The following is an 18,842-nucleotide window of genomic DNA, read 5'->3' as shown; positions in this document are numbered from 1 at the left end:
ACTCCGTCCCAAACCCTGCTGGGAGGCTTCGCCCCCAGACCCCCACCAGGAACTCCGTCCCTGGACCCGGACCTCTCGCCTCGGCTACGGGCCGTACTTCCCTGCCCTTGAGCGGCCGGCTTCGCCTCGGCCGCAGGCCTGGAGGCCCAGAGGCCCAGAGGCCCAGAGGCCCGGAGGCCCGCAGGCCCGCAGGCCCGCAGCGTCGGCCCCCGGCCCTGCGCCGGGCGCCAAGCGCCCGCCGCTTCAGGCGGCACCCCACACCGGAGCCGGCCGCTTCGCGCCGAGCACCCGCCGCCGCCCCCGCGCACCCAACCCCCACACCGGTGCCGGCCGCTTCGCGCCGGGCACCCGCCAGTTCAGGCGTCACCTCCGGCCGGGGACCCGGCACCGGAGGAGGTGCCACAGCCCGATCCCCTACCTGGCAGGAGGTTTCGTTAGCCTCCGACCAGCAAACTCAGCCCCGGCAAACTCAGCCCGCCTCAATACCCCGAACGCGATCGCGGCGCTGGCGGCGGCGATGATCGCGCAGGCGATGCCGATGGTGTTGAGGCCGTTGGTGTAGGCGTCGCCGGCGGCGGTCAGCAGGGCCTGTCCTGCTGGGTCGGGGAGCGCGTTCGTGGCGGCGATGGCGTCTTCCATGCTCTTCTCGCCGGCCTGTGCGGCCGTGGTGGGTATGTCGGCGGGCGGGTGGATCGTGTTGCGGTAGACGAGGCCGCCAAGGCTGCCGAGCAGGGCGACGCCGAGGGCGGTGCCGAGGTCGCCGCTGATGGAGGAGAGGGCGGCGGCGGAGCCGCCCTGTCGGGCGGGCACGGATCCGACGACGAGGTTGGTGCCGAGTGCCCCGATGGTGCCGACGCCGATGAAGATGATCACGGATCCGGCGATCAGGGTGGGCATTGCGCCGGTCGGGTCGACGAAGGAGAGCAGGACGTAGCCGGCCGTGCCGATGATCAGGCTGCCGCCGATGACGCTGCTGAGGGAGTACCGCTTGGCGAGGACGGGGGCCACTTGTGCGGCGAGGATCGACGCGGCGGCCGATGGCACGATCCACAACCCGGCTTCCAGCGGCGAGAGTCCTTCGACCATCTGGAGGAAGCCGGTGATGTACAGGTATCCGCCGCCGGTGCCGAGCATCGCGACCAGCAGGATCATCAGCGCGGCGCTGAACGCGCCCACTTTGAAGAGTTTCAGGTCGAGTAGCGGGGCGGCGAGTTTGCGCTGACGGGAGAGGAATGCCACGCCGATCGCCAGTCCGGCGGCGAGGGCACCGGCCGCGAGGGGGTCGAAGCCGTGGCGGGCGAGTTCTTTGAGCCCGTAGATGATGGGCAGGATCGCGGCCAGTGACAGCACGACGCTGAGCAGGTCGATCCGGCCGGCGTCGGGGTTCTTGTACTCCGGGAGCAGCATGGGGGCGACGACCAGCAGCACCGCCATGACGGGCAGGCCGATCAGGAACACCGAGCCCCACCAGAACTGTTCGAGCAGGGCGCCGCCGACGACCGGCCCGAGCGCGGTGCCGCCCATGAAGCAGCCGGCCCATACGGCGATGGCGCGGCCGCGCTGGTGGGGGTCGCTGAACATGTTGCCGATCAGCGCGAGTGATGAGGGCATGAGGGTCGCGGCGGCGATGCCGAGCAGGCCGCGGGCGACGATCAGTTGCTCCGCGCTGCCGGAGTAGGCGGCCAGCAGGGAGGTCGCGCCGACGGCCGCCGCGCCGATCATCAGCAGCTTGCGCCGGCCGATCCGGTCGCCGAGGGTGCCCATGGTGATGAGGAAGCCGGCGATCAGGAAGCCGTAGACGTCCATGATCCACAGCATTTGGGTGCCGGTGGGGTTCAGGCCCTCGGCGAGGTGGGGCAGGGCCAGGAAGAGCACGCTCTGGTCGAGCGCGATCAGCAGCGTCGGCAGCGCGAGCGCGGCCAGACCCAGCCACTGACGGATCCCCGCCTTCGGGACGGTTTCGATGGTTCGGGATGACATGGGGTCTTCCTTTCGATGTCGACCGCTAGCCGCTGACGGCGAGCGCGGCGAGCGCGGGGCCGAAGGCGGCGCCGAGTAGGTAGCAGAGGTTGAACAGCCCCATCGCGCTGACGCGCTGGGGTTCGGGGACGGCGGCCGCGGCGTGCAGGGCGAGTGCGCCCTGTCCGGTGGAGGCGGCGAGTGAGCCGGTGACCATGCCCGCGAACAGGAGCGGGACCACCGACGAGCCGAGGGTCACGGCCGTGACGGCGATGACGGCCGCGCCGGTCAGGACGGTGGCCAGGACCGGGTGGGTGAGCCGGCCGGAGCGGGCTACCAGGGTCCAGGAGACCACGCCGCCGACCAGGTAGGGCACGCCGATGGCGATGCCGAGCGGGCCGTCGGTCCAGCCGGTGAGTTCGCCGAGCCTTTCGGGGGCGGCGTAGACGATCCCGAAGTTGGCGACGGCGAGGAGGAACGCGATGCCCGCAGACAGCAGGAAGCGGCGGCTGGTGAGCACCACTGCGGGAAGGAAGCCGTGCGGCCTTCGTCGCATGTGGAGGGCCAGCAGCGCCGCTGTCGCGAGGGCGCCGCCGCCGGCGAGCAGCGGTTGTTTCGGCACGGCCACCAGAGCGGTCACCACGGCGACCAGGAGGACGGCGCCGACGGCGTCGAACCGCCCGGCGGTGGGCTCCTCGACGGGCGGACGGTGCCGGGCGCCCCGGAGCACGGCGGGGACGGCGATGAGGCTCAGCGCGCTCATCGCCAGCACGGCCGGCCATGACAGGGCGGAGCTGACCTGCGTGCCGATCAGTGGCGCGACGGCGCCGAGTCCGGCAAGCGACGCGGTCACCGTGCCCATGTCACGCGCGGACTCGGCCAGGCTCATGGCGACGACGACCATCCCGGCCGACCCGAGTGCCTGGAGGCCGGAGCCGAGGACGAGTGCGGGCAGCACCGCGACGGTCAGCACCAGCGCCGTGCCCGCGGCGATGAGCAGCGAGCACACGATCAGCGCGGCGCGCAGGCCGCGCCGGGACAGCAGCGCGCCCATGGTGGGCGTGCCGACGGCGATGCCCCACCCGAACGCGGTGACCACGGACGCGGCCGCCGGGACCGACACGCCGAGGTCGCCGGCGATGTCGCCGAGCACGAGCGCGGGGCCGGTGATGCCGAAGGACATCGGCGCGGCCAGTGCCGCGAGGGCGAACGCGGACGTCCGGCGCCGGTGCGGCCGAGGGCGGTCCCCGGGGACCGTGCCGCGGGGTTTCTCCCCTGCCGGTCGATGCTGTGCCATGACGGGCCTCACGCCTGGTACTTCTCGGCGACGCGGGCGGTGCGCAGCGCGCTCGCCCACCAGTCGAGCCGGTCGAGCATCGTCTTGGCGGCGACGGCCGCTCCGCTGTGGTCGCGGACCCAGCCGAGGTCGTCCAGTTCGTCGCCGAAGACGTTGATGCTCACCGAATCGCGCAGCGTGACCGTGTGCAGCTCGGAGAAGACCTGCCGCAGCTGGTCGACCGCGCGCAGGCCGCGCGCGGACCCGCCGTAGGAGACGAACGCGACGGGTTTGGCGTGCCACTCGCGTACGACCAGGTCGATGGCGTGTTTGAGGCCGGCCGGGTAGCCGTGGTTGTACTCGGGGGTCACGATCACGAACGCGTCGGCACCGTCGATGCGGGCCGCCCAGGCGTCCACCTCGGGCGAGGTCTCGTCGGAGTGGCGGACCGGCAGGGGCACGTCGAGCAGGTCGACCATGTCGAGGACGAAGGCCTTGTGCTGGTGGACGTGGGTGGCGAACCAGCGCGCCACCGCCGCGCCGCGGCGGCCCTCGCGGGTGCTCCCGATGATGACGGCGACCCGCAGCGGGTCCCTGCCCGCACGCTCGGTCCCGCCGTCGACGCTCAGTTGTCCGGTGTCCATGATCGCTCCAGTAATGTCGGTGTTCACACTCCTGAGGCGTGAGATCGGCCCTCACCGTCGCGAGATCGGATCTCACAGGCACCTCACACGGACAATTCGGACAGGTTGGCGGCCTCCATGCAGGACTCCCTCATCGGGCGCGAGCACCCCGCCGCGGTCCTCAAGGCCGAGGTCGACCGGGTCCTCCACAGCCACGGAGGGCTGGTCTTCGTCACCGGGGAGGCCGGGATCGGCAAGACCGCGCTGCTGGCCGCGGCCGCCGAGGACGCCGCCGACCGTGGCGTGCGTCTCCTGAGCGCCTCGTGCTGGGAGGGCGACGGCGCGCCCGGTTACTGGCCGTGGGTGCAGGTCGTGCGGGATCTGGCGCGGACGGCGACCACGCGCGAGTGGTCGGCGGCGTCCGAACTGGCCGGCGACAGCCTGCCGGTGCTGCTCGGGGAGGCCGCGCCACCCTCGACGGCCGCACGCCCCGGGTCGGACAACGTGTCCTTCCGCCTGCACGACGCGTTCACCACACTGCTGGTCGGCGCCGCCCGCGACCGGCCGACCCTGATCATGCTCGACGACCTCCACTGGGCCGACCCGGCGTCGCTGCGACTGCTCAACTTCCTCGCCCGCCACGCCTGGTTCGAACCGCTGCTGGTGATCGGCACCTACCGCGACGTCGAGGTCGAGCGACCAGGCCATCGCGCCGGTGAACTCCTCCTCCCACTGGCCTCGCGGGCCCGGACCGTGCACCTGCCGGGGCTCGACGCGGCACAGGTCGGCGCGCTCATCGAACGCACGACCGGGACCGCTCCCCCGCCCGAACTGGCCGCCGAGGTGCACCGGCGCACCGGCGGCAACCCGTTCTTCGTCGAGCAGACCGCGCAGCTCGGTTCCGGCCATCCCGAAGCAGGACCCGTCGGCGCCGGTGTCCGCGACGCGGTGCGGCAGCGGCTGGACCTACTGCCGCCGACCGCCGTCGAGGCACTGGCCACCGCCTCGGTCATCGGGCACGAGTTCACCGAGAACCTCCTCGCGACGGCCCACGCCGCCCGTTTCGAACCCGACCGCCGGCCGGCGGACATGGCCGCGCTCCTCGAACCCGCGCTGGCGGCGCGGCTCGTCGGCCGCACCACCGGCGGCCGGTACGCCTTCACGCACGATCTGGTCCGCGAATCCCTCTACGACGCACTGGGCCCCGAGCACCGTCGCGAAGGCCACCTCGCGGTCGTTCGCGCCCTCCACGGCCGCCCCGAGCTGAGCCCGGCCGCGCTCGCCCACCACGGCAGGCTCGCCGTTCCCCTCCTGCCGGGCCGCGAGGCCGCCGACTACCTCCTGGCAGCCGCCCGCCACGCCTGCGGGCGCCTCGCCTCCGAGGAAGCCGTCGGGCACTACCGCGCCGCCCTGGAGGTCTTCGGTGACGGTCCCGCCGCAGGCCGGGCCCGCATCGAACTGGAACTCGCCGAACAGCTCGACCGCGCCGGCGACCTCACCGCCGCCCGCGCGAGCTTCGCGTCGGCGCTGGCCACCGGGCGCGACATCGCCGACGCCGAACTCCTCGCACTGGCCGCGCTCGGACTGCACCGGCTCGGCAACCCCTCCCGCCGGGACTACGACGAGATCGCCCTGCTCGACGAGGCCCTCACCGGCCTCGAACACCGCAAGACCGACGACGCGGCCCTGCGCGCACGCGTGCTCGCCGCCGCCAGCATGGCCCGCACGCACCGGGGCGCCGACCAGGACAACGCGCGGGAACTCGCCCGCACGGCCGTGGCGCTCGCCCGGGAGCAAGGCGACGCCGAGACGCTCGGCTGGTGCCTGCTCGCCGAGCACGACGCGCTGTGGGTGCCCGGCTGCGACGCCGAGCGGATCGCGGTGCTCGACCAGCTCACCGCCGCCGCCCGCCGTGCCGCCGACGGCGAGCTGGAGGCGCTGGCCTCGCTCCTGCGCACCCTGGCGCTGCTGGAGCAGGGCGATCCGCGCAGCCGCGCCGAACTCGACACCTTCACCGCACTGACCGACCGCACCCGGTTGCCCCGCCACCGTTTCATGGCGGTGTCCCGGCACGGCACGATGGCCGCGCTACGCGGGCGTTTCGAGGAGGCCCGCCGCCTCATGGACGAGGCGCACCTGCTCGGTGAGCGCGTCGGGGAGGTCGACCACCACCGGGTCTGGCGCGACCAGCTATGGGCGCTGGAGCTCCTGCGCGGCGAGACCGACCAGGCCCTGGAGGTCGCGCGCACGACCACGCCGGGCGATCCGTTCGTCGCGGTGCTCGAAGGCATCACCGCCGCGCACCGCGGCGACGCCGAGACCGCCGCCCGGCACCGCCCGGAGGTGGAGGCGCTGCTGAGCGGGATGTCGCCGCGCTTCACCCCGATGCTGCTCGTGTTCCAGGCACAGCTCGCCGCGGCCTCCGGCGATCCCGAACTGTGCGAGCAGAGCCGCCGGGCCATCGCGCCGATCGTGGACCGATGGGCGGTGTTCTCCGGCGGCATGGCCCTGTGGGGTCCGATGTCCTTGTGGGCCGGGGGCGTCGACGCCGCTCAAGGCAGGTGGGACGACGCCGTCGGGAACCTGGGCGCGGCCGTCTCGGCCGCCGACCGCCTCGACGCGCGACCGTGGTCGGTACTGGCCAGGGGCCGTCTCGCGCAGGCGCTGCGCGCCCGAGGCGCCGCCGGTGACGCCGAGACCGCGGAGGCCATGTGCGCCGAAGGGTCGGCCGAGGCGGCCAGGCTGGGCATGTCGGCGGCCTTCGAAGGACTCGTTCCCGCCGGCCCGGACACCGCACCGGCCGACAACGTCTTCCGGCCCGACGGCAAGGTGTGGACCCTGCGCTACGCCGGGCGCACCGCGCACGTCCGCGACGCCAAGGGCCTGCACGACCTGCGCATCCTGCTGGGCAGACCCGGCGTGGACGTCCCGGCGACCGAGCTGCTCGCCCCCACCGCCGCGACAGCGACGGCCGCCATGCGCGGCTTCGGCGCCGATCCGGTGCTCGACGATCAGGCGCGGATCGCCTACCGCGATCACCTCCTACGACTCGACGACGCCATCCAGCGGGCCGAGACGCGCGGTGACGAACGCCGGCTCGCCGCCCTCGACGCCGAACGCGCGGCACTGCTCGACGAGCTGCGCCGGGCCACCGGCCTGGGCGGTCGCCCGCGCAGGCTGGGCGACGAGGCCGAACGCGCCCGGCAGACGGTGTCCGCCCGCATCCGCGACGTTCTGCGGCGGCTCCGCGAGCCGCATCCCGAGCTGCACGAACACCTCACGGCCGCCGTATCCACCGGCGCGTACTGCGTCTACCGGCCCGGAGAGCCCACGCGCTGGTCGCTGTGAGGCCGCCGGGCGGGCCCCACTAACCTGGGCCGGAGATCAGGTCGGCGCAAGCCGCACGAGCCGCCCGGTGGGGAGCGAGACACTTGGCCGCAGAGGCGTCTCCCGCGAAGTCCACGCGCCGCATCGGCGCTCACGTACCGGTCGCGGGCGGGCTTGTCCGCCGTGGAGTGGCCGAGGGCGTCAAGGCCGGCGCCGAGACGGTGCAGATATTCGTCGGGTCACCGCGCGGCTGGACGCCTCCGCGTGTCGACGAGCGGGTGGCCGACGACTTCCGCGCGCAGTGCTCGGTGCACGGCTGGCCGGTCTTCGTGCACGCCGCTTACCTGATCAACCTGGCCTCCCCCGACACCGTCACGCTCGAACGTTCCGTCGAAACCCTGCGGACGACGATGACCGCCGCCTCCCTCCTCGGCGCGCAGGGCGTTGTCGTGCACGCCGGGTCGTCGGTCGACGGGGACCGGACGGGGGCACTGCGACGCGTCGCCAAGGCGTTTCGGGACGTCCTCGAAGACGCGCCGCCGGTGCGGATCCTCGTCGAGCCGACGGCCGGCGCCGCCAACGCCATGGCCTCGACACTGGCGAGCACCGTCGAGTACATGCAGGCCGTGGGGCTCGATGAGCTAGGACTGTGCCTGGACACCTGCCACCTGCACGCCGCGGGCGAGGTCCTCGCCGACCCGGCGGTGTTCGAGGCGTCGCTGCGGTCGCTGGCCGCCGACCTGGGCCCCGGCCGGGTCGATCTGGTGCACTTCAACGACAGCAAGGCTCCGTGGGGTTCGCGTCGCGACCGGCATGAATCGCTGGGGGTGGGCACGCTCGGCGAGGACGCGCTGCGGTCGGTGGTGTCGAGCCCGGCGCTGGCGGGGATTCCGCTCATCGTGGAGACCGCGTCGGCCGCGGATGATGTCGCCTACGCCAAGTGGCTCGACCGGCCCGGCACCGTCGAGTAGGGGATCGGCGCGTGCGCCTGGCGGAGACGGCCGCTCCCAGTGACCTTGCGCCCGGCTTCACCGGACGGCCTCTGGGAGCGGCGACGTCGATACCCGATCAGTTGTAGGTGCTGCCCTGGTCTTGGCCGAAGGTCACCGGCCGGTTGTCATGGGTGAACACCGGCGGCACCTGCGGGGCGGGCGCGGTCCAGTCGGCCCAGCTCACGCGCTGGCCGTCCGGACGCGTCTGCTGGAACCCGGCGAACCACCAGTCGCCGGCGTAGTGGTTGGTACGGAACACGATCCCCTGCTGGAAGGTGAGCCGCCACGGGATGGTGTAGCCGAAGAACTCGTCGAACGAGCCCCAGTTGGAGAAGACGCCGTTGAGGCCGCAATACTGCGCCCCGACACATCCCGCTCCGACGGCGGCCTTGTCGATGGTGAAGTCGTTGTTCTCCACCACGATGTTCTCGGTCGACCACCGGCAGCGGTACTTGTCGATGGTGTCCGGGATGTCGTTCTCGACGGCCGTCTCGCACTGCGCGTCGTCGTAGAGGTCGGTCTTGACGGTGCAGAACGGCGGGTGCGTGTGCGCCTCGGAGGAGCAGTAGCGGTCGGGGTTCTCCCACAGGATCACGCCGCCCCAGTTGTCGATGAGGTCGTTGTCGCTGATCACCATCGGCGTGGTGGGCAGGCCGTACCCGGCCGGGCTGCCGCTCTCGGACACGTAGATCGCGCCGACCGGGAAGGTGTCGCCCCGGTCGGCCTTCTTCTTGCCGCCGACGATGGCGTTGCGGCGCATCGTGTTGTAGCGCACGCGCGCGTCGTAGCCGGCCTCGATGAACAGGGCCTGGTCGTCGTTGTCCTCGATCAGGTTGTGCTCGATCACGAAGCCGCGGTTGTTGTTGTCCAGCCAGAGCGCGACACCACGGTTGTCGTGCACCCAGTTGTTGGTCACCGTGACGTTGCGGTTGATCCAGAACTTGACGGCGCCGCTGCAGCCGCAACCGGGGATCTGGGTCTCCCAGTCGTCGGTGTTGTTGCCGACGATCTCGTTGCGGTCGAGCACGAAGTCGGCGATGTCGTCGACCTCGGAGTGGCCGCCGCAGCAGGCGTTGATGCCGTACTGGCCGTTGTCCTTGATGCAGTTCTCGCGGTAGACGTTGTCGCGGCCCGCCATCAGGCCGGCGCCGCCGTTGTCGGTGATCGTGTTGTTCTGGACGGTCCAGCCGCGCGCGGCGTCCTTGTTCACCACACCCTGGTCCTGCCCGGCGACGAAGCCGCGGATCGTCAGGTGCTCGATGGTGACGTTCGGCGCTCCCTGCGTGAACGCGGCCCGGTTGATCCCCTGCCCGTCGAAGATCGCACCCGGCGCGCCGATGAAGGTCGTGCCGCTGCCGGGCTCGATCTGCCCGTACGGATCGGCGTCCATCGTGTGGATCCCGGGCGCGAACCAGAAGGTCCGGTCCGGCTGGCGGAAGTCGTAGAACAGGCTGTTGTTGTTGCCGGCCGCGACGACCGTCGCGCCGGCCGGCGGCTCGGCCGGGCCGTCCAGGATGGCGGCGTTGCCGCAGATCGGAGCCGGCGACGTCGCCGGGGGCTCGTCGGACACGGTGGCCACGGGCGGCTCCTCCGCCGTCGCCGCGCCGGAGGTCACCACCAGTCCGCTGGTCGCCAGTACGGCGCCGACGATCAGGCCGAGAACGCGCTGCATGGGCAGACTCCAGGCACGGTAGGGGGCGCTTCGAAGGACTTCACGGGCGTCTGTCCTCAATGGACGATAGATCATGATGCACCATACCGACGCCGGGATCGGCCCGCCGAACGCCGTTCGGGATCCGGGCGGCACGTGTCACCGAAGGGGTCGCCGTGAAGGTCGCCGAAGGGGTCGCCGTGAAGGTCGCCGAAGTCCAGGTGGTCATGAACTACGGGCAGCTTGTCGTCGGATCCGATGAGCGGCCGGAATTCGACCTGCTGATGTCCACGCCGCCGGCGAGCGACCGGAAGCACGTGCTCCTCCCATCTCGGGCGCAGATCGCCCCTGTGCGCGTGCAACTGTGGAGAGGGGTCGCACCGGAAGCCGCCCGCCGGATGTTCAGTGGAGAGACCACCCTGGCCACCGGCCGTCTCACCTTCCGCGAGGCGTCGGAACCGCCCTTCTTCTCCTGGCCGGCAACGGCGCCGATGAGCACGCTACGGCTGACGGTCGCCACCGATCTGGGCGAGGAGGCCGCCGATGTCACCGTCGTGGTCGACCCCAGCCCTGAACGGCTACCCGACATCCACACCGCGCGTCGGCCTGGCGAGCACACGCCGACCGGGCTCTCGCTGGACCGTCTGGACCAGGTGCTCAACGGCCACGGCCATCCCGCGGCGCGGCTCGCCATCGCCGTGGAAGCACTGCGCAACGCGACCGCGGAGGACGCCTCAGAGCCCCGGATCCGCTACGGCCTCGCTTCGATCGTGGAGTGGATGCGGTGGCTGCATCCCCGGTTGTCGCCCGGCATGCTGGCCCAGGCCGCCGAATCCCTACGCGGCGGCATCGGCGCCCAGACCCCCCGAGACAGCCGTCGCAGACGCCGTCCTCTCGCAACTCGCCACGGCGCTCGGCCTCAGTACGGCGGAGTTCGAGGCGGCTCACTGACCCGCGACGCCGCCTGTCGGCCGTTGACGGGAGACGACAGGACTACCAGAGCGGACGGCGTGAGGGCCGGCGCCTCTTCCATCCGGTCCGGCTCCGGGGACCCGTGGGTGGCCCGGACCACCGGTGGGCACGACCGCGTGCTCGCCCTTGCCGAGACCTGGCCCGCGCTCCCCTGAATCCCGAACACGCCCGGATTCCGGCACGTGAAGTCAGTCCGTCATGCACGCCGGGAGACCGAAGCCCGCGATGAGGTCGGCACCGCCATCGAAGACGTGGACGCGGGCGATGCCGGTACCAGTCGCGGTGAGGATTCCGAGCGCGAATGCGTGGTACGTCCCTCGCCGCCGAGGCGGTAGGCGGCCACGGCGGGTTGCCCGTTGGCGCTGGCCGGGACCATCCGCCAGGCGCCGGGGGATCCGATCACGCGCGCGAGGAAGCGCAGGCAGGTGACGCGGCCGGCGAACCAGATCGGGGTCCCGACCGGTTCGATCTCGGCGTCGGTGCGCAGGGCCCGTTCCAGCGCGGCCATGTCGGCGCGTTCGAAGCGGGCGATGTACCGGTCGAGCAGCGCCCGGGCGCGCGGCTCGGTCGGTTCGACGACCGACGCCGCTCCGGGGCAACCTGGTCGAGGCGGGCCCGGGCGCGCTGGAGCGCGCTCTTGACCGCGACCGTCGAGATCGCGAGCATGTTCGCGACCTCGACGGCAGGTAGGTCTCCTGTACGGAATCCTGCGCCTCGTCGGCGGAACCGAGCATCCGGTAGCAGTGGGCCAGCAGCTCCCGCCGGAATCAGGCCGCCGCCGGAGGAGTCACCGGACAGCAGCGCGCGCACCCCGGCGGCCTTGGCCAGGTGGCCGAACATCTTGCGGTGCGAGTACATCGAGCCGCCGACGAACCCGCCGCCGTGCACGCACAGCAGCCCGGTCCACGGCCCCGTCTTAGTCTCGGTGGCTCGGAAACGAACGGCGTCCGCCGAGCCAGAAGCCCGCGGGCAGCGAATGGTTAACCTGAATGCTTCGTCGCCAGGAGGTTCCCCATGCCCGTGCTCGACTCCGTCACCACCGACTTCATCGCTCGCGCCACCGCCCTGCCGCCCGCTGAGCTGGCCACGGCCTTCGACCGGGCGGTGGGCCTGCGCAAAGAGGGCGGAAAGGAGGCCAGCCGCGCGGTGAGGACCTCGGCGTCGCAGAACTCCACCATCGACCACACCGTGCGCGAAAACCTGCGAGAACGGCTGGACGAGCTGTCGGAGCACCGCCAGTACCTGCTGTCAGACGCGATCGCGGCATGCGTGATCGCCGCCGGCGCGGTGTGCAAACGCGCGAAGCTGACCGACGAGCAGTACAGGATCCTCCTCGACCCCTTCGTCACTGCGGGAATGGACGTGCCCCCGCGCGACGCCTGAGCGGCTGCGCTGGTTCGCCGCTCATAGTCTGGCCGCGTTCGGCGTCCCATCGGCGGTCGTGCACTTCGCCGGTATCTTCGCCGCGAAGACCATGCCGAACGCGTCGCTGGTGGTGCCGGCCCCATTGCTGGGCACAGCTCGTATTGGGAAGCGGCGCGGAACCGAAGGGAGACGAGCGCCATGGGCGTGCTCACATACCTGCAGCCGGTCCACGGGGCGAAGCCCGCCGGTGAAGAGGTCGACATCGACACGAGCTGGTTCGACCTCACCGAAGGCCTCAGCGCGCTCGGGCTCGACGGCGAATTCATCGTGACCGGGAACATCTTCGTCGCGACCGGGGACGAGGACTCCGACAGCGTAGGCGTCTACGAGGGGCGGCTCGACCCCGAGGAAGTCCAGGGGAACTGGCAACAGCTGCAGACCGTGACCTTCGAGCGGTACTGGGCCGCCTACCGAGAAACGCCGCATGGAAAGGGTTGCAACCACCCGGACCACGACGAGTACCTCAAGGCTCACTTCACGATCCTCAAAGACGTCTACCAACGCGCAGCGGACGCAGGCGCCGGCATGAAGTTCATGGCCTGGCACTAGCCGCCGATCCTGGAGCGCGACGGCCGATCACGCGGTGGATCGGCCCCGGGCCGATGAGTCCGGGGCTTTCCCATGCGAGCTAGTCCCGGGATCTCCGCCGCCATGGCGCCCGGATCCGCTCGCGGAGGAAGTAGACGACGGCCAGCGCGCCGATCACGAAGGGGACCGAGGCCGGCCAGATCGAGGTGAAGGACAGCAGCCCGACCAGCGCCTCGAAGCCGATCAGGGAGGCGGCGGCAAGATAGGCGCTCGCGACACCGAGCTTCAGGCGCCCGGCGGTGCGAAACAGCAGGAAAGTGAGCCGGTCGCGGAATCCGCGGCGGCTCCGGGTGTCGGTGGGGACGGGTTCGTGCTCGGACATGGCGGACTCTTCTCGCTCGGCGTGACGTCGACGAATCGATCGCCTTGCGAGAACGGCGCACGGCGGCGCACCTGGACCTTGCGTGGGCCGGGCGGCGTTCAGGCGAAGGCGTGAACGCCGTGCGAGGGCGCGCGGGCCCGAACGGTCCCAGGCGTGCCGGGATCGGTAGGGGTGCGGACATCGCGAGCATCGGCGGCCGAGCCGGGCCCGGGCGGCCCATTCGGCGCCGAAGACAGCGCCCGAAGAACCTTGCGGACGAGAACACGCATCACCGGGGCCAGGACCGCCGCGCCCGCCAGCACGATGAGCATGAGCAGCGCCGGGGCCGGCAGCGAAAGATCAGCGTCGAAGGCGACGGCCGCCACCACGACGAGGTACCGCGCGATCATCGTCAACTGGACAACCACGCCGCACCCCCCTCCACGTCCGGAAGGCAACTGTATCCGCACGGCGGCACGCGTTGTGGCCATCGACCACAGCCCGCCGTGGTTCATCGTGGCAATCACATCGCTGATCGCGGTCTCATGCTTGTGGCTGCCGTACCGGGTGTCGCCCGACACGGCCGCACAGACTCCGGCGGGCCGCCGCCGGGTTCCAGCTGGACGGTTCCGAGCCGGCCCGGTCCTGACGCCCGGAGGCATGTGCGGTGCTGGACAGGACGCTGATTACTTCCCGAGCACGCCCAACCGTGTCCAACGCCGCTCGTACTCCCCGATCCACCGCCCGGGCGCGAAACGCGCGACCGCCCGCTCCAGCTCGTGGCGATCGCCGCCGGAGAGCAGGACGTAGCGCAGCCGCTCGGCAGGCATCCCCGGCCCCGGCGGATCCTCGGCGACCGCCCAGTCGGACAAGTAGGGCGAAGGCAGACCGGGGCCGATCAGGAAGACCTCAAGAGCGAAGTTCTTCCGCATCCGGATCGAGCCGCCCGCCCTCGGCGGGATCAGGTACCCCACGCCCACACCGCCGATCCGCGACCACGGCACCAGCCTCAGCCGCTCCTCCCGCAACCACCAGATCCCGGCGGCATCCACCGCCACGCCCGGCAGCCGGTGCCGCCGCCGAGGCAACATCACCGCGGCAACGACGAACAGCACGAGAGTGATCGAGCACCCGGCGGTGAGGATCCCGCCGATCACCTTCTCGGCGCCGTCGGCGAAGTCACCCGACACGAAGGCGTTGACCAGCAACGCCACAAAGACGGCGAACAGACCGGCACCCAGCAGCAGCCGCAGCAGATGGCGCCGCCCGCCGTGCCGCGACCAGACCGCGTCGGGCGCGGGAGCGGAATGCTGCGGGAACTGGTTCACGCGGCGAGCGTACGGCGCCAACGCGAGGGAGGTCTGGGGACGAAGACCTTGCCGACCCCAAAGAACTCGACGAACGCAGGCAAGCGGTGTTCCTCGTCCACCGCCAGCCGAAACACCCCGCCCGATCGTGTGCGACAAGGGCTTGGCCGGTGCGTCGAAGCGACCAGGGCCCTCGGCCGCCCACTCATCCCTCATCGCCTACGACCATTGCCCCATCAACGATCGAGGGGTCTTCTGAAAGTGAGCGAGCTCGGGCCGGTCGGCAGGCTGGACAAAATGGTGTGACACCGTCCGGCCGGCTGGCTACAGTCCGGCCAATGACGTGGATCCCGAGCACCTTCCGGCGGCCCGACCGGGTCGAACTGCCCACCGGTCACCACCTGCGCCCCATCCGGGCGTCCGACGTGGAGATCGACATGGTGGCGGTGATGGGCTCCCGGGAGCGGCTGTGGTCGATCTACGGTGAAGCCTGGGGCTGGCCGCTGGCGACCATGTCCGCCGAGGACGACCGTCGGGACCTGGCCCGGCACGCCGCCGAGATGGAGACCAACGAGTCGTTCAACTTCGCGCTGTTCGATCCCGCGGAGACGGCACTGCTCGGCTGCGTCTACATCGACCCGCCCGAGAAGCCCGGCGCGGACGCCGAGATCTCCTGGTGGGTGGTCGACGAGCTGGTCGGCGGCGAGGTGGAGGCGGCCCTCGACGCGCTGGTACCGGCGTGGATCGACCGGGACTGGCCCCTGAACCGGCCCCGTTACGTGGGCCGGGACTTGAGCTGGGCCGAGTGGCTCGCCCTCCCGAACCTCTAGGCACGGCCGGTTCCCGCCCCACCCCTACTCCACCAGCGCCCTGACCTTCGCCGCTACGCGCGCAACAGCCTCCGCCGCAGCCTGCATCGCGCTCGGCGGGATCGCGCCGGAGAGCTCCAGCCGAACCTCGACGACCGTCGTTCCTCGCCTCAGCACCTCTTGCGTGACCCATCCACCCGTGCCTGCACCCTGCTCGTGTCTGGTCTCGTCCCACCCTGAAACCACCCCGGCTGCCCCGGTGCCGCCGTCAAGCGCCGGAACGGCTGCGTAGGCACTCGCCGCGGCGGCCTCATCATCGAAGCGGCGGACAGCGACCGTGAGCACCGCCATGCCGTCGCTGTAGGTCGCCGCGCAGGTCTCATCTGTCGCCTGGACAGGGCCGTCGGCGTCCCCGAACCCAGTGAGGCCACCCAGTTCCAGCCGTTCGCACATGGAGCGGTCATCGCCCGCCTCGTCGGCGCCTGGCCAGAGGGTCACGGCAAGGCGACCGCGACCAGGACTGCGACGCCGAACACGACCAGGAGGCGACGGCGCGCTGGGAAAGCATCCACCGACGCCACGGTAGAAACGGCCCGCAAACCTTCTACGGGGATGCCACCCAAGGGAACCTGCGCTCCATCACCCTCGACCACTGTCGTGATACAGCGTGATGAGCGTCAACAGACGGGCCGACGACCTGGCGTCGGCCCGTTCGATCAGAGTCGCCCGGTGGACAGGGGTGTCAGGAGGTTCTGGCCTCGGTTGCGGTGCCAGCGGCGAACACTGCGGTAGGCGAAAAAGGTCCCCAGGAGGGCTAGGGGGTAGGCCACGGCCATGTCGATGATCCAGCCGGTGGTGCTGATGCGGCCCTTCCCGCCGATCAAGTACCCGTCGACCACCTGCCGGGCACGGTAGTCGCCACCGTCGGAGATGTAGCCATGGCCGGTCGACCCGTCAGGCGCGGTCCACTCCCCCGAGCAGCCGTACTTCGAGTCGGTGTTGCCAGGCGCCTTCCCGCAGCCCAGAACGGTGATCTTCATCGGTTCGGCGGTGGCCAGCTGCACCGCCGAGATCGTCGGATAGACCCACAAGACCGCGGTCATGAGAGTCAGGAACAGCGGCCAGAAAACGGCAGCGCCAAGGTGAGGGTTCGTGTTCGTGTTGGGCACCGCCACACCCTAACGACCACACCGAGCCCGGACGGCACCACTACCCACATTGGACACAGAGACGTGAGCGGCCAGAACCGGCAAAGGAGCGCTCCCGCGTCAGACACGCCCGATCACGCCCCTGACCTGTAGAAAGAGTTGATCGCCAGCTCGGCGGTGCAGCAAGAAAGGGCAGCAAGCGTCGGGCGGACACGGGCATTCCACGGGCAGGAGAAGAAGGGCGGAACGAAGTCCACACCAGACCGACGGTCACCGGCAAGGCACGATCGACTCTCATTGCCTGATCGTTACTGATTACAGGCCAAGGTGGCGATCGGTCACTTGCCCAAAGGCCGGCGCAAGCAGCTAGGGTCTCCGGCTGTGAAACGTGCCCGCACCATCGCCCTGATCACCACCGCGGCCATCGCCCTGGCCGCCGCCGCGCTGATCATCTGGAACCCCTGGTCCGAGACCGCCTACGCCGCCTCCGACCTACCATCCGCCTGCACCGAACTCGCCGCCGTCCCCGAACCACACGGCCCGGCCTTCAAGCTCCTCCGCGAGCACACCTACCCCAACGCAGGCGCCGGCCGCACCAGTAACGAGAGCGACCCCGGCACCACCCTCCACTGCATCTGGGAGGACGACAAAATCTCCACGATCTGGCTCGACGTCGAACTCTGGACCGCAGGCGCCGAGGCGGCCTCCGCCAGTCTTCCCGCCACCCGGGCCAAGCTCGAAGAGACCGGCATGGCCATAGGAGACCTCGACCTGGGCGACGAAGCCCTCATCGGCGGTAAAGCCACCGTCGGCGGAGGCGCCGTCCGCACCGGCAACGTCGTCATCTACGCGACCACCATCCTCAAAGACGGCAACGCCACCGAGCACACCATCACCGCCCTCAAAACAGCACTCACCACCATCGGAGCCTCCTGAGCCAGCCAGCTTTGAGGTACTCCTTCAGGCCGGTCGACAATGGCGATCGCGGGTGTGTAACTGAAGCCAACATTTCATGAATAGCAAAGAAAAGGTTGGTAATGGCAGCTGGAGACTTTCGCATCAAAGTCGCCGCAGAGGAGTGTAGTCATTTACCGTGATGTTCGAGCCTAGTGGAATATCTTATGAGCTCGGGCCACCCGAAGTTATATTCGCAACTCTTACAGGAGCAGACATCTCGACCCAAAGGGGCACGCGATGTATCGGCCCCAACAGGGAATTGATCTGGGTTGATGGAGCCACGAAAGGGAGCAAGAAGGACTGGAAGTCAAATCCGAGAACCAATTGGCCAATGCAAAGTAGCTCGCAGCCCCAAGGCACAAGACTGCGTTATACCACCTCGAGACTGGAACCCGAGGCGAGGTAGTCAATTTCGCGATCGAGCGTTTCAGTGCGGCAAATGTTCATATATCGACGATCGGGAGATCTGTTAAATGAGTTTCGGTACGATATTGGCATACAAACGTAAACATTCTGGACGGAATGGCTTTCTTGCCATTGTTCGCCAGTTCGGAGAAGCTGGCATCACCCTGACCAATCCAGGCAATTCGGCCGTGTTCTTGAGGGATATCTTCGGGGAGGAGGTTCTGTCGTCACAGGAAGAACTCGAGCGCATCTTTGATCGGTCCGTGGGAAACGACTACGTCTATCAGTGGTGGCTCGATGAGCGTACTAGTCTGCTAGCTCAAGTACGGTGGGCGGGCTACTACGAGTACCTCGAGTTCTATCCTGACGGCTTGCTCGCCGAGGAAGTTGCGCTGGTTGAGCGAGCCATCGTGGGACTGATTGATGTTCTTCCTGATCTTATTGCCGTGGTGGTCGACCTTCGCGGCAGATGTGAGGATGTCGATTTTGGAGATGTCTTCTCGCGGCCGGACAGGCTCCCCGAGGTGCGGCCGGACAGGATTTACGTACCTGAAAACGAGGCGTCGAGTCTCTATACGTTTCGGAATCTTGAACCCGTCAAGATCCAGCCGGGTCTGAGGATCTACTCTGCTGAGAGCGCGTACAGAAAGTCGTGAGGAGTTGGACATACAGGTGGCGTGCTGACGCGGTCAGGGCATCATGTCGCGAGTCCGAGCTCCGTGGAGTCTGGCTAGCGGTTCGCGTTTGACCTCCTAGCGAATCGCCGTACGATCTGATTGAGCGCCGGGACGGTACTGGTTTCGGCGACGGTGTTTACGGGGGTCGACGCCTCCCCGATGAGGGCGCCCTCCACGAAGTCGGTGGCCGCCTTTGGCTGGGGCCGCCCAAGTCAGAAGCCGCAGTCCGCCGGATCGACCTGCCCGACTTCCTGGCCGACATCCTCCAGCTGGTCTGCGACTCCCACCGGCGTTCTTCGGCCGGGAGCACCGCTGCTCCCAAAATGCTCCCACGCCGATCCACAAGGGACAGCCAACAAACCAGCCTCCAGAGCCGACGCAAGATCGGCGATCGTGTGCACCTGCGTGAAGCGGATCGCTCCCGA

General features: G+C 69.9%; 18 protein-coding genes. 8 read left to right on the top strand and 10 right to left on the bottom strand.

The genetic code is table 11. The features are described from left to right. Positions 1 to 414: 414 nt before the first annotated feature. The 3 genes from AB0I28_RS14440 to AB0I28_RS14430 are packed head-to-tail and all read right to left on the bottom strand — an operon-like array spanning position 415 to position 3,879. Positions 415 to 1,980 carry an MFS transporter gene (locus AB0I28_RS14440; RefSeq protein ID WP_357493253.1) on the bottom strand — a complete coding sequence of 522 codons (1,566 nt, stop codon included), beginning with the start codon at positions 1,978 to 1,980 and terminating at the stop codon, positions 415 to 417. 25 nt (positions 1,981 to 2,005) lie between these two features. Continuing rightward, complete coding sequence (locus AB0I28_RS14435; protein WP_357493252.1) at positions 2,006 to 3,256, bottom strand: MFS transporter; 1,251 nt, start codon at positions 3,254 to 3,256, stop codon at positions 2,006 to 2,008. Positions 3,257 to 3,264: 8 nt separating this feature from the next. Next, positions 3,265 to 3,879 carry an NAD(P)H-dependent oxidoreductase gene (locus AB0I28_RS14430; RefSeq protein WP_357493250.1) on the bottom strand — a complete coding sequence of 205 codons (615 nt, stop codon included), beginning with the start codon at positions 3,877 to 3,879 and terminating at the stop codon, positions 3,265 to 3,267. Between the two features lie 117 nt (positions 3,880 to 3,996). Between AB0I28_RS14430 and AB0I28_RS14425 the strand changes: the two genes are divergently transcribed. Together AB0I28_RS14425 and AB0I28_RS14420 are read left to right on the top strand one after the other, a co-directional pair. Further along, the gene (locus tag AB0I28_RS14425; protein WP_357493248.1) at positions 3,997 to 7,206 is read left to right on the top strand and encodes an AAA family ATPase; all 3,210 of its coding nucleotides are present in this window, start codon (positions 3,997 to 3,999) and stop codon (positions 7,204 to 7,206) included. Positions 7,207 to 7,289: 83 nt separating this feature from the next. After that, positions 7,290 to 8,156 (top strand): deoxyribonuclease IV, encoded by an 867-nt coding sequence (locus AB0I28_RS14420; protein ID WP_357493247.1) that lies wholly within the window; start codon positions 7,290 to 7,292, stop codon positions 8,154 to 8,156. A 97-nt stretch (positions 8,157 to 8,253) separates the two neighbouring features. Here the strand turns inward: AB0I28_RS14420 and AB0I28_RS14415 are convergent, their stop codons facing one another. Further along, positions 8,254 to 9,849 (bottom strand): right-handed parallel beta-helix repeat-containing protein, encoded by a 1,596-nt coding sequence (locus tag AB0I28_RS14415; RefSeq protein ID WP_357493246.1) that lies wholly within the window; start codon positions 9,847 to 9,849, stop codon positions 8,254 to 8,256. A 155-nt stretch (positions 9,850 to 10,004) separates the two neighbouring features. On the opposite strand from AB0I28_RS14415, the gene AB0I28_RS14410 reads away from it, so the two are divergent. Beyond that, positions 10,005 to 10,955, top strand: coding sequence for a hypothetical protein (locus AB0I28_RS14410; RefSeq protein WP_357493244.1), 951 nt, complete (start codon positions 10,005 to 10,007; stop codon positions 10,953 to 10,955). Between the two features lie 41 nt (positions 10,956 to 10,996). Here AB0I28_RS14410 and AB0I28_RS14405 read toward each other — a convergent pair whose 3' ends face one another. After that, positions 10,997 to 11,308, bottom strand: coding sequence for a hypothetical protein (locus tag AB0I28_RS14405; protein WP_357493242.1), 312 nt, complete (start codon positions 11,306 to 11,308; stop codon positions 10,997 to 10,999). Between the two features lie 506 nt (positions 11,309 to 11,814). On the opposite strand from AB0I28_RS14405, the gene AB0I28_RS14400 reads away from it, so the two are divergent. Continuing rightward, a complete protein-coding gene (locus AB0I28_RS14400; protein WP_357493241.1) occupies positions 11,815 to 12,183 on the top strand; it encodes a hypothetical protein in 369 nt (122 codons plus the stop codon). Between the two features lie 180 nt (positions 12,184 to 12,363). Further along, on the top strand, positions 12,364 to 12,774 hold the full coding sequence (locus tag AB0I28_RS14395) for a DUF1877 family protein (protein ID WP_357493239.1): 411 nt from the start codon (positions 12,364 to 12,366) through the stop codon (positions 12,772 to 12,774). Between the two features lie 79 nt (positions 12,775 to 12,853). Here AB0I28_RS14395 and AB0I28_RS14390 read toward each other — a convergent pair whose 3' ends face one another. From AB0I28_RS14390 to AB0I28_RS14380, 3 genes are all read right to left on the bottom strand, one after another. Then, positions 12,854 to 13,135, bottom strand: coding sequence for a hypothetical protein (locus AB0I28_RS14390; protein WP_357493237.1), 282 nt, complete (start codon positions 13,133 to 13,135; stop codon positions 12,854 to 12,856). A gap of 98 nt (positions 13,136 to 13,233) precedes the next feature. After that, on the bottom strand, positions 13,234 to 13,695 hold the full coding sequence (locus AB0I28_RS14385; protein ID WP_357493236.1) for a hypothetical protein: 462 nt from the start codon (positions 13,693 to 13,695) through the stop codon (positions 13,234 to 13,236). A gap of 105 nt (positions 13,696 to 13,800) precedes the next feature. Continuing rightward, complete coding sequence (locus AB0I28_RS14380; protein ID WP_357493234.1) at positions 13,801 to 14,442, bottom strand: hypothetical protein; 642 nt, start codon at positions 14,440 to 14,442, stop codon at positions 13,801 to 13,803. 317 nt (positions 14,443 to 14,759) lie between these two features. Between AB0I28_RS14380 and AB0I28_RS14375 the strand changes: the two genes are divergently transcribed. Then, positions 14,760 to 15,251, top strand: a complete 492-nt coding sequence (locus AB0I28_RS14375) for a GNAT family N-acetyltransferase (protein ID WP_357493232.1) — start codon at positions 14,760 to 14,762, stop codon at positions 15,249 to 15,251. Between the two features lie 24 nt (positions 15,252 to 15,275). Here the strand turns inward: AB0I28_RS14375 and AB0I28_RS14370 are convergent, their stop codons facing one another. Together AB0I28_RS14370 and AB0I28_RS14365 are read right to left on the bottom strand one after the other, a co-directional pair. Beyond that, the gene (locus tag AB0I28_RS14370; RefSeq protein ID WP_357493231.1) at positions 15,276 to 15,728 is read right to left on the bottom strand and encodes a hypothetical protein; all 453 of its coding nucleotides are present in this window, start codon (positions 15,726 to 15,728) and stop codon (positions 15,276 to 15,278) included. 218 nt (positions 15,729 to 15,946) lie between these two features. After that, a complete protein-coding gene (locus AB0I28_RS14365) occupies positions 15,947 to 16,333 on the bottom strand; it encodes a hypothetical protein (protein ID WP_357493229.1) in 387 nt (128 codons plus the stop codon). Between the two features lie 426 nt (positions 16,334 to 16,759). On the opposite strand from AB0I28_RS14365, the gene AB0I28_RS14360 reads away from it, so the two are divergent. Further along, positions 16,760 to 17,314 (top strand): hypothetical protein, encoded by a 555-nt coding sequence (locus AB0I28_RS14360; protein WP_357493228.1) that lies wholly within the window; start codon positions 16,760 to 16,762, stop codon positions 17,312 to 17,314. Between the two features lie 494 nt (positions 17,315 to 17,808). Beyond that, a complete protein-coding gene (locus tag AB0I28_RS14355; protein WP_357493226.1) occupies positions 17,809 to 18,396 on the top strand; it encodes a hypothetical protein in 588 nt (195 codons plus the stop codon). Positions 18,397 to 18,842 lie beyond the last annotated feature (446 nt).

The organism is Phytomonospora sp. NPDC050363 (genome assembly GCF_040655735.1).
Classification (GTDB): Bacteria; Actinomycetota; Actinomycetes; order Mycobacteriales; family Micromonosporaceae; genus Phytomonospora.
Note: the sequence above shows the minus strand (reverse complement) of the source record. Positions and strands in the feature narration are given on the sequence as shown.

Bases quoted from the DNA above. Each gene is read 5' to 3' on its own strand.
- AB0I28_RS14440 (WP_357493253.1), bottom strand. From the start codon at position 1,980: ATGTCATCCCGAACCATCGAAACCGTCCCGAAGGCGGGGATCCGTCAG.
- AB0I28_RS14435 (WP_357493252.1), bottom strand. From the start codon at position 3,256: ATGGCACAGCATCGACCGGCAGGGGAGAAACCCCGCGGCACGGTCCCC.
- AB0I28_RS14430 (WP_357493250.1), bottom strand. From the start codon at position 3,879: ATGGACACCGGACAACTGAGCGTCGACGGCGGGACCGAGCGTGCGGGC.
- AB0I28_RS14425 (WP_357493248.1), top strand. From the start codon at position 3,997: ATGCAGGACTCCCTCATCGGGCGCGAGCACCCCGCCGCGGTCCTCAAG.
- AB0I28_RS14415 (WP_357493246.1), bottom strand. From the start codon at position 9,849: ATGCAGCGCGTTCTCGGCCTGATCGTCGGCGCCGTACTGGCGACCAGC.
- AB0I28_RS14405 (WP_357493242.1), bottom strand. From the start codon at position 11,308: ATGGCCGCGCTGGAACGGGCCCTGCGCACCGACGCCGAGATCGAACCG.
- AB0I28_RS14400 (WP_357493241.1), top strand. From the start codon at position 11,815: ATGCCCGTGCTCGACTCCGTCACCACCGACTTCATCGCTCGCGCCACC.
- AB0I28_RS14395 (WP_357493239.1), top strand. From the start codon at position 12,364: ATGGGCGTGCTCACATACCTGCAGCCGGTCCACGGGGCGAAGCCCGCC.
- AB0I28_RS14390 (WP_357493237.1), bottom strand. From the start codon at position 13,135: ATGTCCGAGCACGAACCCGTCCCCACCGACACCCGGAGCCGCCGCGGA.
- AB0I28_RS14375 (WP_357493232.1), top strand. From the start codon at position 14,760: ATGACGTGGATCCCGAGCACCTTCCGGCGGCCCGACCGGGTCGAACTG.
- AB0I28_RS14365 (WP_357493229.1), bottom strand. From the start codon at position 16,333: ATGACCGCGGTCTTGTGGGTCTATCCGACGATCTCGGCGGTGCAGCTG.
- AB0I28_RS14355 (WP_357493226.1), top strand. From the start codon at position 17,809: ATGAGTTTCGGTACGATATTGGCATACAAACGTAAACATTCTGGACGG.